Origin of the sequence: Heyndrickxia sp. FSL W8-0496 (assembly GCF_038007825.1) — a bacterium.
Taxonomy (GTDB): domain Bacteria; phylum Bacillota; class Bacilli; order Bacillales; family Bacillaceae_C; genus Heyndrickxia; species Heyndrickxia oleronia.
Map to the genome: position 1 here is coordinate 4,066,726 of NZ_JBBOXX010000001.1, position 15,681 is coordinate 4,082,406.

Here is a 15,681-nt window from a genome sequence, read left to right on the forward strand (position 1 = left end):
TTAAAACAAGCTTCAACTTTCATAAAAACCCTTTATACTTCTTTTTCAAAGATGATTGTCGAATAAGGGGCTAATATCAGCTCCTGGTCCTTCTTTGCATATGATTGACTAGAAAAATAAACATCCTTCCACTCTTTCGGAATCGTAATCGTCATTTTCTTGCTTGTTATATTATGAAGAACCAATAAGGATTCCTCTTCATTCATACGTTCAAAGGAGACTAACCCTTGTTTGCGAACATCGGATCCCTTGATTTCTCCAGCTAATAAAGCGGATCTTCCTTTTCGAACAGAAATCATCGTTTTATAGTGGTTATATAGAGAAGTCTTATCACTTTTTTGTACAGAAACAGCCAGTTGTTCTGCATTTTTACTATATTTTCGCTTGATCCATGTTGTATTCAATGACTCATCCTTATTTTGAGACCATATCATCGGTTCACGAATGTTTTCATCCGGTTTTTTTCCTTCTAGCCCTATCTCTTCTCCATAGTAAACGTACGGATTTCCAGGCAATGTGAATAATAATGAAGCAGCCATTTTTGCTTGATCTTGATTTCCAGCCACCTCACTCATGACCCGATTCATATCATGATTCGTAATAAAAATGCTATCTACAAATTCATTTGATACATTTTGAAAATATGCCCTCGTTCTTTCAAGGCTAGAAGCAATCCCTGCATCTTTTTCCTGTTTCACTGATGATAAAATTTTCGATGACAAATCAAAATTAAATCCTGAATCTAACCCATGAAGATAGGTTCCTACAATGGATGGAGTATCCCATATCTCGCCTACTAAAAATGAATCAGACTTAGCATTTTGCGTAGATTGTTTAAATTCCTCCCATAATGCCGCATTTTTATCATGGTGATCCTTCACTTGATGCGAACTAAATAAATATTTCGCTGCATCTAAACGAAATCCATCTACATCAAGCTCTTGTAACCAGAAGCTACCTATTTTCTTCATTTCCTCCATTACCGCAGGGTTACGATAATTTAAATCAGGCATTCCGTCCCAAAATATCCCTTCATACTTCGACTCCGATTCTCCGTGCCAAATTTTTTGATTCCAATCTCCCAGCTCATTCGTATTTGTCTGTACATCACTCCACACATAGAAGTCTCGATAATCAGGATCACCGGTTAAGGCCTTTTGAAACCACGGATGCTTATTTGATGTATGATTCATGACTAAATCCATCACTATTTTTATATCCCTTTTATGGGCCTCTTCCACTAGTCTTTTCATATCCGCTAATGTGCCATAGTCTTGATTTACATCATAATAATCAGTCACATCATAGCCATGGTAACTGGGGGATGGTTGAATAGGCATGAGCCAAATGCCGCCAATCCCTAATTCCTTTAAATAGTCCAACTGCTTTGTGACACCATTTAAATCCCCTATTCCATCCCCATTACTATCAGCGAAGGAGCGAACAAAAATCTCATAGAACACACGATGTTTCGAATCCTTAACGACATTTTGATCGATTGACCAGGACATTTTCTTGCTCTCTTTATTCGAGGTGACCTGCGAATCACAACCCGCTACGAGTAAAAACAAGAATAGTAATCCTATTCGTATTTTTTTCATGAGAACCTCCCAACTAGAAAGATTATTTATTCGCTCCTGCTTTCAGACCTTCTACCATATACTTTTGGAAAATCATAAATAGAATAGTAATCGGTATGGCCACCAATACTGCCCCAGCAGCAAACGTAGTAAATTCCGTATTCCCCCGACCAGTTACCATTTCAAAAAGGCCAATGGCTAGAGTTTTGTTTTCATTAGACCGCAGGACAAGCCGAGCAAAGATAAAATCCATCCATGGTCCGATAAAATTTGAAACGGCCACAAAAACAAGAATGGGTACAGATAACGGCATCATCACGCGAAAGAAAATCGTCACATGACCCGCGCCATCCATTTTCGCGGCTTCTTCCAAGCTTTTTGGCATCGAATCAAAATACCCTTTCACAAGCCATGCATTAAATGGAATTGAACCACCAGCATAGACCAAAATAAGTCCCCAATGATTGTCTAGTAACCCTAATTGCAACAGGAGAATATAGATAGCAATCATCCCCATAAATCCTGGGAACATTTGCAAAACTAACATCGTCATTAAGCCTTCCTTCCGTCCCGGAAAGCGAAAACGGCTAAAGGCATACGCAGCAGTAACAACCAAAAATGTCGAAATGATCATATTCCAAATGGCAATTTTTAATGTATTTTTATACCAATTGAAATATTGTGTATCCTGAAATAACTCAACATAATGTTTGAAAGTGAGTGACTTAGGAAATAGAGAGGTATTAAAAAGGGAATCCCCGGGATTTAACGAGCCGATAAAAACCCATACCACTGGGTAAACAGTAAATATAGCCACTAGCACTAAAATGATATGTTTACCAACACTAATCCATTTGTCTTTTGTTTTTCTGTTCACGACATCATATCCTCCTCTTTAAATGCTCTCGTTCGTCTAAAGTTCCAGACGGATATCGATGCGATCACAATAAATATGAGGATGGATACGACAGATGCCATATTAAATTGACTTTGATCCAACGTAAGCTTGTAAATCCATGAAATTAAAATATCCGTTGAACCAGCATAGCTATAATCAACATTTACAGGTCCCCCCTGTGTCAGCAAATAAATCATATTAAAATTATTAAAATTTCCCGCAAATTGCATAATGAGTAGCGGAGCGGTTGAAAACATGACGATTGGCATCGTAATTCGCCAAAAACGCTGTCTCGGACTAGCCCCATCTACTTCCGCCGCTTCATATAGTTCTTTATCAATACCCGTCATAACCCCACTCATTAATACCATCCAGAAAGGAAATCCAAACCAAATATTGACGACAACAAGCGTAAATTTTGCCCAAAACGGATCACTAAGCCAAGGAATTCCCGCCAAGCCTATGGCTTCTAAGTATTGATTAATTGGCCCAAACTCCCCATTAAATAGATTTCTCATAATCAAGATAGAGACAAATGCAGGAATGGCCCAAGGAAGAATATAAATACTTCTCCAAAAAGATCTGAATCGTATTCCTTTTGAATTTAATAAAACAGCAAAAAGTAACCCCGTAAAAAAAGTCGTCACTGTTGCGAGAATGGCCCAGATGATCGTCCATTCAAATACTCCTAAAAAGGTGCGATTCCATGTTTTCAAATTAAAAAGATCAATAAATGTTTGAAAACCAACCCAATCAACGAGGGCAGCAGGCGGTAAATGGTTCGGTCCCGAATAATTGGTAAAGGCTATAGCAATACCGAATAATAACGGTAATATGGTCAAAAACGATGTAAATATAATTGAAGGGGTAAGCAATAAATAAGGAAATCCCTTTTCTGCGATCACATGTAAGGTTTCTTTAAAATGATTCGGCCTTTGGCCTAAATCCCTTGCTATTCCTACTCTCCTTGCATCACGAATATTTAAATAATAGACCCAAATCAATAACAATCCACATATGAGAAAAATGATGCCTTCAATCATTAAAAATATGGAATGATCACCTGGTTGAATTTTAAAGCCGATCCTTTTTTGCGTAGTTTCCCCAAGGGTCGTTAGCCCCCACATAGCATTTCGAAAGGGTAATGACCAAAATACAACGATATAAATCTCTAAACATATGAATAATAAGCCCTTCATGTATTGCCGATTATAGATTTGTCCCAATCCCATAAATAAAAGAGAGAGGATTGTACTAATCTTGGCATGTGATTTCATCCTATACCATCTCCTTTTGGGTAATCCAAGTAAGAAACAAAGCCAATACCCCATGTTCAAAGGATATCGGCTATTCATATGACTACTTTTTCTGAGTAGAAATGGCATCCTCTATTTGTTCGTATGCAGCATCTAATGCTTTTTTCGGATCCATTCCATCATTCCATATAGCCGTATAAGCTGTTTCCATTGGTCCCCAAACCGCTTGCATTTCAGGGATATTTGGCATAGGAACAGCATTTTGAGCTTGTTCTAAAAATGCCATTGAAACTTCATCTTGTTTGATTGTGTCATTTTCAAGGAGTGAATTCTTAGGTGGTAATTGCCCTGTCATCTCATAACGCTTTAATAGCATCTCTTCACTTGATGCAAATTGGGCTAAAAGTGTGGCTGCTTCTGGATATTTACTGTAGGAGTTTACGTAGTATGCTTTAATTCCAGAGAAAGATTTAGGTGTTTCTCCATTATCCAGCTTTGGAAGTGGGGCGATACCGAAATTAATTCCAGCATCCTTATGATTCTTCACATCCCATGGTCCCGAAATCCTAAATGCTAGTTTATTTTCATTAAAGAATGAAGAAATCACATCACCAGTAATATCTTCCTTCTTTAGAGGGAGTAGCTCGCTATGAATTTTTTTCATCAATTCACCAGATTTGATTGCCCCTTCGGTATTGATCCCTATTTCTTCTGGATTGGTATTGTCATTTCCGAAAATATATCCGCCATATCCTGCCATGAATGCATAGGTGTAATAGAAATTCCCTGGTTCCATCATTAATCCATATTTACGATCCTTTTTCGTGGATCCCTCTTGAAATTGTTTTCCTTGCTCAAATAATTCATCCCATGTTTCCGGAACTTTCTTCACAATATCTTTATTGTAGTAGAGTGCATAGGTTTCAATCGCAATGGGAAAACCGTACATCTTCAATTCTCCATCTTTATCTATGAACGATGTCCCTTTTACAGCAGCATCCATATAGTCTTTCTTGTAGTCATCTGCAAAATAATTATCATATACTAATCCACCAGAAACGAGAGTACCTAAATGATCATGTGCTGCGTTGAAGACATCTGCTCCAAGTCCTGCTGGACCATCTGTTTCCAATTTACCAGCTGCATCCGTATGGCTGACCTCTTGAACTTCAACCGGAACATTATATTTCTTTTCAAATTCCTCAGCGACGTAATTGGCCCATTCTGCTTCCGCACCGCCATTATCCCAAAGAATAAGACTGGCTCCCTCCTCCGGTTTAATTTCCTTCACTTCTGCATTCTCTTCAACCTCTTTGTTTGCTTTTTCCTTTCCCTTTGGCTGGGTGCATCCAGCTAGGAGTCCCACCAATAGAATACTAGAAGCCATTATTCCCATTGTCTTTTTAAGCTTCATTTTCATCCCCCTCGATTAAATGTTTCTTCGCTTAAATTTCGAAAAGCTTTGTTGTTTTCGATGTAAAATCATGCACTGTTCTACTATTTTTGAAATAACTAAAAAAATAATATGATAATACCATTTTTACGTTTCTTTTCCCTCCTTTTCCAATGAAAACGGTTGCATAAAATTATTATACATTTTGAAAATTCTAAAAGCAACCGTTTGCATTAAATTATCTCATATGATATTTTTTTATTATTATAGTTTCATATACCGTTAAAGGGAGGTAGCATTATGAACATTGAATCCATCTATCACCGACCAAAAAACAATTATGCCTATGCTTACAATGACAAAACACTTCATATTCGTATACGAACGAAAAAGAACGATATTGAAAAAGTGAATCTTATCTTTGGGGACCCATATACATGGAATGAAGACGGTTGGATCTTTTCTACAAAACACATGACGATAAGTGGGAGCGATCAATTGTTTGACTATTGGTTTGTTGAAGTCGCTCCTGAATTTAGAAGGATGCGCTATGGTTTTGAACTGATGAGTGGAAATGAAACGATGGTTTATGGAGAGAAAGGGTTTTTTGATCAGATCCCTACTGACGACACTTCTTACTTCTTTTGCTTCCCTTTTTTAAATAAGGCAGATGTTTTTCATGCTCCCGATTGGGTGAAAGATACAGTGTGGTATCAAATATTCCCAGAACGGTTTGCAAATGGAGATCCAAGGATCAATCCGGAAAATACCCTTCCATGGGGAAGTACAGAACCTAAGTGGGATAATTTTTTTGGTGGTGATTTTGAGGGAATCATTCAACATATTGATCACATCGTTGAATTAGGTATCACAGGTCTTTATTTCACCCCTATATTCAAAGCCTACTCTAACCACAAATATGACACCATTGATTATATGGAGATCGACCCGCAGTTTGGTGATAAAGCTACTTTTAAAAGACTCGTTGACGTATGTCATCAGCACGGAATCAAAGTGATGTTGGATGCTGTCTTTAATCATAGCGGATATTATTTTCCACCCTTCCAAGATGTATTGAAAAATCAGGAGCATTCTAAATATAAGGATTGGTTTCATATAAGAGACTTCCCTATTATCACGAAGCCGAGGCCAAATTATGATACATTCGCATTTACAGAGCAAATGCCGAAGCTGAATACAGAAAATGCTGAGGTGAAAGACTATCTTCTTAACGTTGCCCGTTATTGGATTGAGGAATTTGATATCGATGGCTGGCGTCTAGATGTAGCCAATGAAGTAGATCACAGCTTCTGGCGTGAATTTCGAAAAACGGTAAAGTCAGTTAAACCCGATGCCTATATACTAGGCGAAATTTGGCATGACTCGATGCCATGGCTTCAAGGCGATCAGTTTGATGCCGTCATGAACTATCCCTTCACGCAAAGTGCCCTCGATTTTTTTGCAAAAGGGACCATCACTGCCGAGCAATTCGCGCAAAGAATATCTCATGTTTTACATTCTTATCCTAACAATGTAAACGAGGTTTCATTCAATTTACTCGGAAGTCATGATACACCGCGAATATTAACGATCGCTAATGAAAACAAGGATCGACTTAAGCTGCTTTTTTTATTTCAATTAACGTTCATTGGAAGTCCATGTATCTATTATGGCGACGAAATCGGAATGACGGGCGAACAAGATCCTGGTTGCCGTAAATGCATGATCTGGGATAAACAAGAACAGGATTTAGAACTCTTTGAGTTTGTCCAAAAGCTGATCAGCTTACGAAAAAAAGTCCCAGCACTAGGGAATAAAGGTGAATTTCATATTATTGAAAGTAACACAGAAACCAACCATATTATTTATGAAAAAAGAAGCAAGAATGAGTCGATTTTCATTGCCATCAATAATAGTGAGCAACCTATTCAAATCAAGATTCCTTTTTTGGCAAAAAGTGATGAAGTGACGAACCTATGGAATAACGAGAAACAATTGACTAGCGATGTAGAGGAACTTAGTTTGCCTGGTTTAGGTTTTACTATTTTTCAATCAAGAAAACGGTAAAAAAACACTCCGGGAAAGTCTTGCCTAAGGCTTTCCTATTTGAGTTTGCTAGTATCCTCGTTTGAACACTTCCCTTCTCCTAAAAACACATGACTATTTCAAATAGTTCACGATCCCATCATCTATAATCGTTAATTCGGACGAATACCGATAATAGACCTTTCCATCGAAAAATACAGTATCACAATAGGCAATCGGTGCAGCTGTATAACATACAAAATCAAACATTTGAGGGTCTTTAGTGGATGTATCAGGTGAATAGGCTGAATTTACTGTCCCATCTTCAAGAATTTTCAAGAACTGCTTAACCTCTTCTCCAGTTAAAGTTTTTAATTGTTTCATCGGTTTTGCCCCATCAGACAGATATACCTCTATTCTTTGAACTTTATCCATGGTTTTCACATCTAGGGTTTCGGCATTATCGGTACTGTATAGCTTATACCCATGGATCTTTGTTTTATCTTTAACCGCAACGATTGAATGATCAGGATATCCTTCAATCGAATAGACGTCTGTTCCTTTTGATAAATAAGTGGCATCCCCCTCTTTTATTTTATATTTAGGATTTTATGCTCATTTACTTCAAATCTTACTTCGCCGATCTTATCCTTTACTAATGTTTGCTTTGAAATAACTAATTGTTGAGATCCAGTATAGTGTTTTCCATTGATCTGCATAAAATCAACCCAATCGATGACAATATGAGATGGGCTACAAGCAGTTAATAGAACAAGAAATGGAATGATGAAATATAATTTTTTTCATCTCTCTCCCCCTTTTTTCTAGCTATTAAGGTAATGTTGAACGAATAATAATAGATTAACATCGTTAAATCCCTTATCTAATAGACGATCGATACATGAAATGGTTACAGACGGGTGTGATAAAGGATAAAAAAATCTAATTTTAATCCTTTACATGAATAAAGGTATTTGGTAAAGTATTTTAAACAATATCATTTTTCTAAAAGTTTTGATGAAGATGGTGTGAAGGAAGAGTTTATAGAGAGTCGGTGGTTGCTGCAAACCGATACTTTTGCTTCATAATGCCGAGCACTTCTGAACTGGATAGCTGAACAGGTTAAGTAGGCTATCACGGTATGATGCCGTTATTTCCATGAAGGTTACTATGTACATAGTAATAAAAGAGGGTGGCACCACGAATGATCGTCCCTCATAATTGGCTGAAAATCGGCTGATTATGAGGGGCTTTTATTTTTAGCTCTTTTCTTAAACCTTGTTGCTATTTAGCTAATAAAGGTTCATGACCGACAATCTCTATATTCCACTGAAAAAAGAGCTGCAAACTTCATAAGAACACTTTACAAAAACCACACTCTTATACTAAAACAGCCTTACTTTGCTAGGAAATGATCATGAAAGGAATGAGAAAACATGTTATTAAACCAGCAATATTTATTTACTCCAGGTCCCACTCCAATCCCTGAGCGTGTAAAGCTCGCGATGAATCAGCCCATGATTGGTCATAGAGGTCAAGCGTTTGCACAATTACTAGAAGAGGTATCTACAAGACTTATGCCGATCTTCGGTTCAAAGGATCCCGTCCTCGTACTAACAGGAAGCGGGACATCCGCATTAGAAGCCGCTGCAGCTAATATTATCGAAGAGAATGATCCAGTCGTTGTGATTGTAACTGGTGCCTTTGGAGAACGCTTTGCCACGATTTGTGAAACCTTTGGTGCGATCGTACATCGTTTAACGATTCCATGGGGTGAAATATGCACTCCAGACCAATTGGAGAATTTTTTACATGCTCATAAGGATTGTAAGGCGGTATTTGCTACTTATTGTGAAACATCCACCGGTGTTCTAAACCCCATTAAGGAGTTAGGCGCTGTGACCAAGCGAATAACAGATGCTTTATTTATTGTTGATGGTGTCAGCTGCATTGGTGCTGTACCGGTTGATATGGCAACATGGAATATTGATATTCTTGTTTCTGGCTCACAAAAAGCATTAATGCTACCACCTGGCCTCGCCTTTATTGCTGTCAATCCTATCGCAAGAGAAAGGATTCAATCCTGTTCATCTAAACGTTTTTATTTAGATTTAAATCGCTATTTTGCATCCTATGATAAGGAAAAATCAACACCATTTACACCTGCCGTTTCACTAATAGCCGGAACACTTGAGGTTTGCTACATGATTGAAGAAGAAGGCTTAGAGCAAGTGATTCAGAGACATCAGCTTCTAAAAACAATGGTTCGCGAAGGGATCAAAGCACTCGAGCTCCCATTACTGGTTTCAGATGAGCATGCTTCCCCTACAGTCACTTCAGTTAAACCTTTAAATGGAAAAGCGAATCAAATAAAAAAGACACTTCAAGATAAGTACTCCATCACCATTGCTGGAGGACAAAAGAAATTAAAGGGAGAAATCTTCCGAATTGGTCATATGGGCTATTGCACCCCTTTTGATATTTTAAGAGTTCTGACGGGCCTAGAAATGACCATTCATACAGTAGAAGGTAGAAATGTGTTGGGGCAAGCAACGAAAAAGGCCGAGGAGGTTTGGAGAGAATATGTATAAAATACTAGTAACAGACTCTATCAATGTTCAGGGATTACAGAGCTTATATGAGCATCCATCTATTTTAGTAGATAAAAAGGATCAGCTATCCAGTGCTGAGCTTAGGGAAATCATCGGAAATTATGATGCCCTGATTGTCCGTAGTCAAACAATCGTTTCGAAGGAGTTGATTCATTCAGCCCACCGCTTACAAATCATTGCACGTGCAGGTGTTGGTGTCGACAATATTGATGTTGAGGCAGCCACTAGAAAAGGAATTATTGTCATTAATGCACCTGGTGCGAACACCATTGCTGCCTGTGAACATACCTTAGCCATGCTACTTTCATTAGCTCGTAGAATCCCACACGCCTATCAATCCATGTCAAACGGTGAGTGGAATCGAAATGCTTTTAAAGGGGTTGAGCTATATGAAAAAACACTTGGTATTATTGGGATGGGGAAGATTGGTACGGAAGTGGCGAAACGGGCAAAAAGCTTCCAAATGAAAATTTTAGGGTATGATCCTTATCTAACTGAGGAGCGCGCCAAAAAGCTTGGTATCGTTAAGGCAAGCATTAATGAAATTGCCATTCAGTCTGACTTTATCACCGTCCACACCCCACTCATTAAAGAAACACGAAACCTAGTTAACGATAAGTTTTTGCAAAAAACAAAACGAGGAGTACGAATCATAAATTGTGCCCGTGGTGGAATTATTGATGAAGCTGCCTTAATCCGTGCCATACAAAGCGGTCATGTTGCTGGTGCTGCCTTAGATGTATTTACGCAAGAGCCTCCTACTAACTTAGATTTACTCCAACATCCAAACATCATTGTCACCCCACATCTCGGAGCATCTACAGAAGAAGCTCAGGAAAAAGTCGCAAAAGAAGTAAGTGATGAGATTATCAATATTTTCGAATCACAAACGATTCGTCACGCAGTTAATGCTCCACAAATGTCTGGAGAAACCCAACTAAAAATGAAACCGTATCTTCAGCTTGGTGAACAACTCGCTGAAATCGCCATACAATTACTGAAGAAGGCACCAGAAAAAATTGATATCGCCTATTACGGAGATCTAGTCGAAGAAGATACAAGTCTCTTAACGAGATATATGGTAAAAGGGATACTCTCCTATCATTTAAGTGATTCAGTTAATTTAATCAATGCCATTCACTTATTAAAGGAACATGGGCTTTCCTATAATGTCCAAAGAAATGCTACAAATAAAGGGTTCGCCAACTATATGGAGCTAGTTCTATATAAAGGAGATAAAAAGGTCAATATCGGTGCGACGGTCCTAAATGGATATGGTGCTCGAATTGTCAATATTAATAACTATCGTGTAGATGTGCGCCCTGAGCAACATCTCCTCTATATAAAACATCAGGATATTCCAGGAATGATTGGTCAAGTTGGATCGATATTAGGCAGTTATTCTATTAATATCGGAACGATGCAGGTAGGGCGTGCAGCGATAGGAGGAGAAGCAATCATGATCCTCACTCTTGATAAAAAGATCGAACAAGAAGTCACACATGCTCTCCACTCAATCTCTGGACTAGAGGATGTACAAATTTTGGAGCTATCCTATGAGGAAGAGTTAAGTGTAGAGAAGGCATTGCATTTATAAATTTTGTAAGATCGATACGAGGACTTTGTTACTCGTGTTTTTTACTCGCAATACAAAAAGGAATATCCCCCTTATCAATATTAGGTGAAGGGGGATATTCCTTTTTTCTATCTGTTTTCTCCCATAATACGGTGAATGTGGATCATTAAATATATTTTTTCTTGTTTAGTAAGATCAACAGTATATTTTTGCTTTACAAATTGACAAATACTATCAATAATGTCATTTTCACGTATCATGTTTTGACTTAATTGATCGTAAAGAATATCTGATTCTTTATCCTCAAAAAGCTGATTCTCAATGATTCTCTCAGCGAAATAATTTAGATGGGTAACGAATCTTAAATAAGAAAAGCTCTTCTTATCTAATATAATATTAGTTTTTCTTAACACAATAGCTTCAATGTTGTTAACTAGCTTGGTTAATTCAATTTCTTTGTTATAAGATTTTGAATTAAGGCGAGCATTGACGAAGTGTAGACCTATAGCAGAAGCTTCACTATCTGGCAGTTGAATTCCAAGCTGTTTATTAATAAGTTGGACTGCATATTGTCCTACTTCATATTCATACTTGTGAAATTTCACAACCTCAATATAGTTGAAGTTTTCTCCTATATTCCCATCTTTTACTCTATCTATCACAAAAGCAATGTGATCTGATAATGAAAGATATAAATAGTCCATTACTTCAATACCATAATTCTCACTTGCATACTTAATGATTTCTTTTACTATATTAAAGTAAATATCATCTAATTCACTAGCCAGCTGTACAAAACTTTTTAACGTTGCCTTATCTTTTAATATGAAAGTTTTTTCAACCTCGATTGGCTGAATTTCATTGCCTATTGACTTTTTGTATCCAATTCCTTTTCCCATCAAAATGCATTCGTTTCCGGAACCATCAATCGCTAATACTAACGAATTATTCAATACTTTTAGTATCTGCATATTTTATTATCCTTGCTATAGTTTAGTTTAATCCGTTATTTTTTATAACATCTTTATACCAATAAAAGCTATCTTTTTTAATACGGCGCAACTCCTTCACATCATGGTCAACGCGATCTACATAGATGAATCCGTATCTCTTCTTAAAGCCTTGATGTGAGCTTAATAGATCCATTACTGACCATGGACAATAACCAAACAACTCTACACCATCTGCAATGGCATCATTACAAGCTGCAATATGATCTTTAAGATAATTAATTCGATAATCATCATGAATATGACCATCATCTGTTAAATTATCTGCCGTACCTAAACCATTTTCTGTGATGATTAATGGGTATCGATATTTCTCATAGTAATTATTAAGGACCAATCTTAAGCCCATTGGATCAATTTGCGCTCCGTATTCAGTTGCTTTCAAATTAGGATTCTTTTCAATTTGAAAATAGCCATATAAATCAAAATCGATATCTTTTAGCTTTGTACCGAACGAATGACTGTCATTTGTAGGAAGATAGCTCGCCACCAGTGTTCGATAATAATTAACCGCAATGAAATCTGGTTTTGCTGCTTTCAGTACTTCTTCATCCTCTGGTTTTGTTATTGGATATAGATCACATTTTGTAAGGTATTCCTTGTAATAACCAGGGTACTCCCCAAAACAGTACATTTCTAATGCATAATTTGTTTTAAAATTATCATTCATCTGTGCAGCCCAAACATCTTCAGGACGGTTTGAACTTGGATAGGTCATTGTGGACGATACAGCAGGGCCAATTTTGCCCCCTGGAATCATTTCGCGACAAGTATTTGTTGCGCGTGCATGAGCAACAAACATATGATAATCCATTTGTGCTCTGACTTTTTCAATGTTCTCACTTGGGACATTGTATATATTCATTCGCTCATTTACACGAATCATTAAGTTCTGTTCATTAATTGTTTGCCAATTTTTCACTCGATCTCCAAATGCCTCAAAACATACCTTTGCATATCTTTCAAACGCATCGACACAGTCTCGACTTTCCCAACCATTATACTTTTCTACTAAAGCAAATGGCAAATCGAAATGATACAAAGTAATAAAAGGTAAAATACCATTTTCTAAAAGTAAATCAATTACTTTATTGTAAAAATCAATTCCTTTTTGATTCACTTTGCCATCACCGTCTGGGATAATCCTTGCCCAAGAGATGGAGAATCGATATGTCTTCATTCCTAGTTCCTTCATCAAGGAAATATCTTCTTTAAAATGATGATAAAAGTCGCTAGCAACCTTAGTATCTGCTTGTACATCTGATTTTTTAAAAGAGTTAAAGTCTGCAACGGTCATACCTTTTCCATCTTCGTCCCAGGCACCTTCAATTTGAAAAGCAGAAGAAGATGCTCCCCATAAAAAGTCTTCTTTGAAATTGTTTTTCATCCTTAACACTCCTAATTTTTTATTAATAATAAATCGTCTTCACAAGATACCTGTTCCTTTTGAACAGACGAAACTGTTTGGTAATGTGGTGTATTAGTAACGATGATAGATGTGCTTAAATCATATCCCTTTGCTTTAATTGCAGGTATATCGAAGGAGACAATTTTTGTTCCTTGAGTGATATGATCGCCTACTTTAACATAAGCTTTAAATCCTTCACCATTTAATTCAACGGTATCTATACCGATATGGATTAACATTTCAACTCCATTATCAAGTTGTAGCCCAATTGCGTGTAGTGAAGGATACAATACGGAAACTGTACAATCCATTGGCGCAACAACCTCTCCTACCTCTGGATTAATAGCAATTCCACTCCCTAAAGCTCCAGAAGAAAACACTTCATCTTTTACTTGAGAAAGAGGTAAGACCTCACCCTTAATCGGTGAAACGATCTTAATGTCTGCATCAAAGATAAGAGAATCAGTTGATGCTTCATTAACTGCATTAGAAGATGTTTTAGAATCTTCTTCTTCATTAGGTATATCCTTGAATCCTAATAGAACGGTCATTAAGCAGGCTCCAAAGAATGCAATCGCACAACCAATCAAATAGCATAAGAAAGCCTTAGTTCCAGCTTCCATATAAACTGGTATTGTTAAAACCCCTTGATTTGCAAAGGCAGTTCCATATGAACCACCCCATCCCATCAAAGCTCCCCCAAGCGCACCACTAATAACAGCATATACCATTGGTTTTTTCAGACGAAGGTTTGCTCCATAAATAGCAGGCTCAGTAATACCAAAAAGAGCTGTTATCGTTGCTGATGCAGATACCGTTTTTAATCCTTTATTCTTAGTTTTTAAGAAAACACCTAATGCTGCACCTGCTTGAGAGAAGTTTGCTGCACCTGCAAAGGCTAAGAGATTTTGTCTGCCTGTCTGTGCAACATCATTGATTCCAATTGGAAGGATCGTTTTATGTGCACCGAATATAACAAGCACACACCACATCCCCCCGATAAATGCGCCTAAAAGGGTTGGACTAAAATCCATGATGTAATAATAGATCCAGTTAACAAAGTTTCCAATATAAATTCCTATAGGACCAAATACTATTAGGGTAGCTGGAACCATCACAAGTAATGAAAGCGTTGGTACCATAATGATTTTTAATACTTCAGGAATATATTTTTCAAAGAAACGTTGAACGTAAGATAGAATAAATACGGCAATGATAATGGGAATGACAGATGATACATAATTAGCTTTTGTCACAGAAATTCCAAAAAGGGTTACTATATCCTCCCCTGTCATTAGTGTAACGATGTCTGGATAACAAAGTGTTGCAGCAAGAATCATTGCAATGTATATGTTGGCTTTAAATACTCTAGCTGCGGCAACTCCCAATATGATTGGGAAAAAATAAAACAGTGCGTTTGAAGCCGCATTCAAAATAATATACGTATTATATTCCTTGATATCTATGCCCCAGAAATAAGTAGCAATCATAACCGCTATTGCCAAAATTCCTTTTAGCATTCCTGAAGCGGCGATTGCGGGAATTATTGGCGTAAAAATGGCTGTTACGGTATTTAAAATTTTATTACCTACAGAAAGTTTTTCTTCTTTATTGCTTTTCCCTTCACTTACTTCTCCTAAAATTAGCATTAGTTCATCATAGACTTTTGTGACTTTATTGCCAATTACAACTTGATATTGACCACTGTTTTCTACGACTGAAATGATCCCTTCAAGTTGAAGTAATCTATCTTTATTCGCCTTTTTATTATCTTTCAATACAAAACGTAATCGAGTATAACAATGAGTTAACCCTGATACATTATCTTTTCCACCAACATTATTTAAAATGTCATGTGCAATTTGTTGATAATTCATTTTTCACACTCCTTAAGTAGGTTAACTTCCAGTGGCCATTGGAAAA

The 15,681-nt window shown here is 37.1% G+C and carries 12 protein-coding genes and 1 other annotated feature; of the genes, 3 read left to right on the forward strand and 9 right to left on the reverse strand.

All coding sequences use genetic code 11. The features are described 5' to 3' along the window. Positions 1-32 precede the first annotated feature (32 nt). The 4 genes from NST63_RS20590 to NST63_RS20605 form a co-directional block, all read right to left on the reverse strand. Positions 33-1,601 (reverse strand): alpha-amylase family glycosyl hydrolase, encoded by a 1,569-nt coding sequence (locus NST63_RS20590; protein WP_341043590.1) that lies wholly within the window; start codon positions 1,599-1,601, stop codon positions 33-35. 22 nt (positions 1,602-1,623) lie between these two features. Then, entirely contained in the window at positions 1,624-2,457 is an 834-nt protein-coding gene (locus NST63_RS20595) for a sugar ABC transporter permease (RefSeq protein ID WP_071977645.1), read from the reverse strand. Next, complete coding sequence (locus NST63_RS20600) at positions 2,454-3,755, reverse strand: carbohydrate ABC transporter permease (RefSeq protein WP_341043591.1); 1,302 nt, start codon at positions 3,753-3,755, stop codon at positions 2,454-2,456. The genes NST63_RS20595 and NST63_RS20600 overlap by 4 nt, the downstream gene beginning before the upstream one ends. Before the next feature lie 82 nt (positions 3,756-3,837). Then, positions 3,838-5,148: a sugar ABC transporter substrate-binding protein gene (locus tag NST63_RS20605; RefSeq protein ID WP_341043592.1), complete on the reverse strand. Its 1,311-nt coding sequence runs from the start codon at positions 5,146-5,148 to the stop codon at positions 3,838-3,840. A gap of 279 nt (positions 5,149-5,427) precedes the next feature. Here NST63_RS20605 and NST63_RS20610 point away from each other — a divergent pair, with 279 nt between their 5' ends. Next, a complete protein-coding gene (locus NST63_RS20610; protein WP_341043593.1) occupies positions 5,428-7,194 on the forward strand; it encodes a glycoside hydrolase family 13 protein in 1,767 nt (588 codons plus the stop codon). A gap of 93 nt (positions 7,195-7,287) precedes the next feature. On the opposite strand, the gene NST63_RS20615 is transcribed toward NST63_RS20610, so the two are convergent. Both NST63_RS20615 and NST63_RS20620 read right to left on the reverse strand, forming a co-directional pair. Continuing rightward, positions 7,288-7,587: a hypothetical protein gene (locus tag NST63_RS20615; RefSeq protein ID WP_341043594.1), complete on the reverse strand. Its 300-nt coding sequence runs from the start codon at positions 7,585-7,587 to the stop codon at positions 7,288-7,290. Between the two features lie 155 nt (positions 7,588-7,742). After that, positions 7,743-7,871 carry a hypothetical protein gene (locus NST63_RS20620; protein WP_341043595.1) on the reverse strand — a complete coding sequence of 43 codons (129 nt, stop codon included), beginning with the start codon at positions 7,869-7,871 and terminating at the stop codon, positions 7,743-7,745. Positions 7,872-8,157: 286 nt separating this feature from the next. Continuing rightward, positions 8,158-8,371, forward strand: a binding site (T-box leader). Between the two features lie 217 nt (positions 8,372-8,588). Between NST63_RS20620 and NST63_RS20625 the strand changes: the two genes are divergently transcribed. After that, entirely contained in the window at positions 8,589-9,743 is a 1,155-nt protein-coding gene (locus tag NST63_RS20625; protein ID WP_341043596.1) for a pyridoxal-phosphate-dependent aminotransferase family protein, read from the forward strand. Further along, positions 9,736-11,361, forward strand: coding sequence for a phosphoglycerate dehydrogenase (gene serA, locus NST63_RS20630; RefSeq protein WP_341043597.1), 1,626 nt, complete (start codon positions 9,736-9,738; stop codon positions 11,359-11,361). Before NST63_RS20625 ends, serA begins: the two co-directional genes overlap by 8 nt. Positions 11,362-11,468: 107 nt before the next feature. Here the strand turns inward: serA and NST63_RS20635 are convergent, their stop codons facing one another. From NST63_RS20635 to NST63_RS20645, 3 genes are read right to left on the reverse strand one after another with little or no spacing between them, the layout of a single operon-like run. Further along, positions 11,469-12,311 (reverse strand): PRD domain-containing protein, encoded by an 843-nt coding sequence (locus NST63_RS20635; RefSeq protein WP_212944365.1) that lies wholly within the window; start codon positions 12,309-12,311, stop codon positions 11,469-11,471. A gap of 22 nt (positions 12,312-12,333) precedes the next feature. Further along, positions 12,334-13,737 carry a glycoside hydrolase family 1 protein gene (locus tag NST63_RS20640; protein ID WP_341043598.1) on the reverse strand — a complete coding sequence of 468 codons (1,404 nt, stop codon included), beginning with the start codon at positions 13,735-13,737 and terminating at the stop codon, positions 12,334-12,336. 11 nt (positions 13,738-13,748) lie between these two features. Further along, the gene (locus NST63_RS20645; protein WP_341043599.1) at positions 13,749-15,635 is read right to left on the reverse strand and encodes a beta-glucoside-specific PTS transporter subunit IIABC; all 1,887 of its coding nucleotides are present in this window, start codon (positions 15,633-15,635) and stop codon (positions 13,749-13,751) included. Positions 15,636-15,681 lie beyond the last annotated feature (46 nt).

Excerpts from the sequence above, each read along its gene's own strand:
- NST63_RS20590 (WP_341043590.1), bottom strand. The coding sequence starts at position 1,601 with ATGAAAAAAATACGAATAGGATTACTATTCTTGTTTTTACTCGTAGCG.
- NST63_RS20600 (WP_341043591.1), bottom strand. The coding sequence starts at position 3,755 with ATGAAATCACATGCCAAGATTAGTACAATCCTCTCTCTTTTATTTATG.
- NST63_RS20605 (WP_341043592.1), bottom strand. The coding sequence starts at position 5,148 with ATGAAGCTTAAAAAGACAATGGGAATAATGGCTTCTAGTATTCTATTG.
- NST63_RS20610 (WP_341043593.1), top strand. The coding sequence starts at position 5,428 with ATGAACATTGAATCCATCTATCACCGACCAAAAAACAATTATGCCTAT.
- NST63_RS20615 (WP_341043594.1), bottom strand. The coding sequence starts at position 7,587 with ATGGATAAAGTTCAAAGAATAGAGGTATATCTGTCTGATGGGGCAAAA.
- NST63_RS20620 (WP_341043595.1), bottom strand. The coding sequence starts at position 7,871 with ATGCAGATCAATGGAAAACACTATACTGGATCTCAACAATTAGTTATT.
- NST63_RS20625 (WP_341043596.1), top strand. The coding sequence starts at position 8,589 with ATGTTATTAAACCAGCAATATTTATTTACTCCAGGTCCCACTCCAATC.
- serA (WP_341043597.1), top strand. The coding sequence starts at position 9,736 with ATGTATAAAATACTAGTAACAGACTCTATCAATGTTCAGGGATTACAG.
- NST63_RS20635 (WP_212944365.1), bottom strand. The coding sequence starts at position 12,311 with ATGCAGATACTAAAAGTATTGAATAATTCGTTAGTATTAGCGATTGAT.
- NST63_RS20640 (WP_341043598.1), bottom strand. The coding sequence starts at position 13,737 with ATGAAAAACAATTTCAAAGAAGACTTTTTATGGGGAGCATCTTCTTCT.
- NST63_RS20645 (WP_341043599.1), bottom strand. The coding sequence starts at position 15,635 with ATGAATTATCAACAAATTGCACATGACATTTTAAATAATGTTGGTGGA.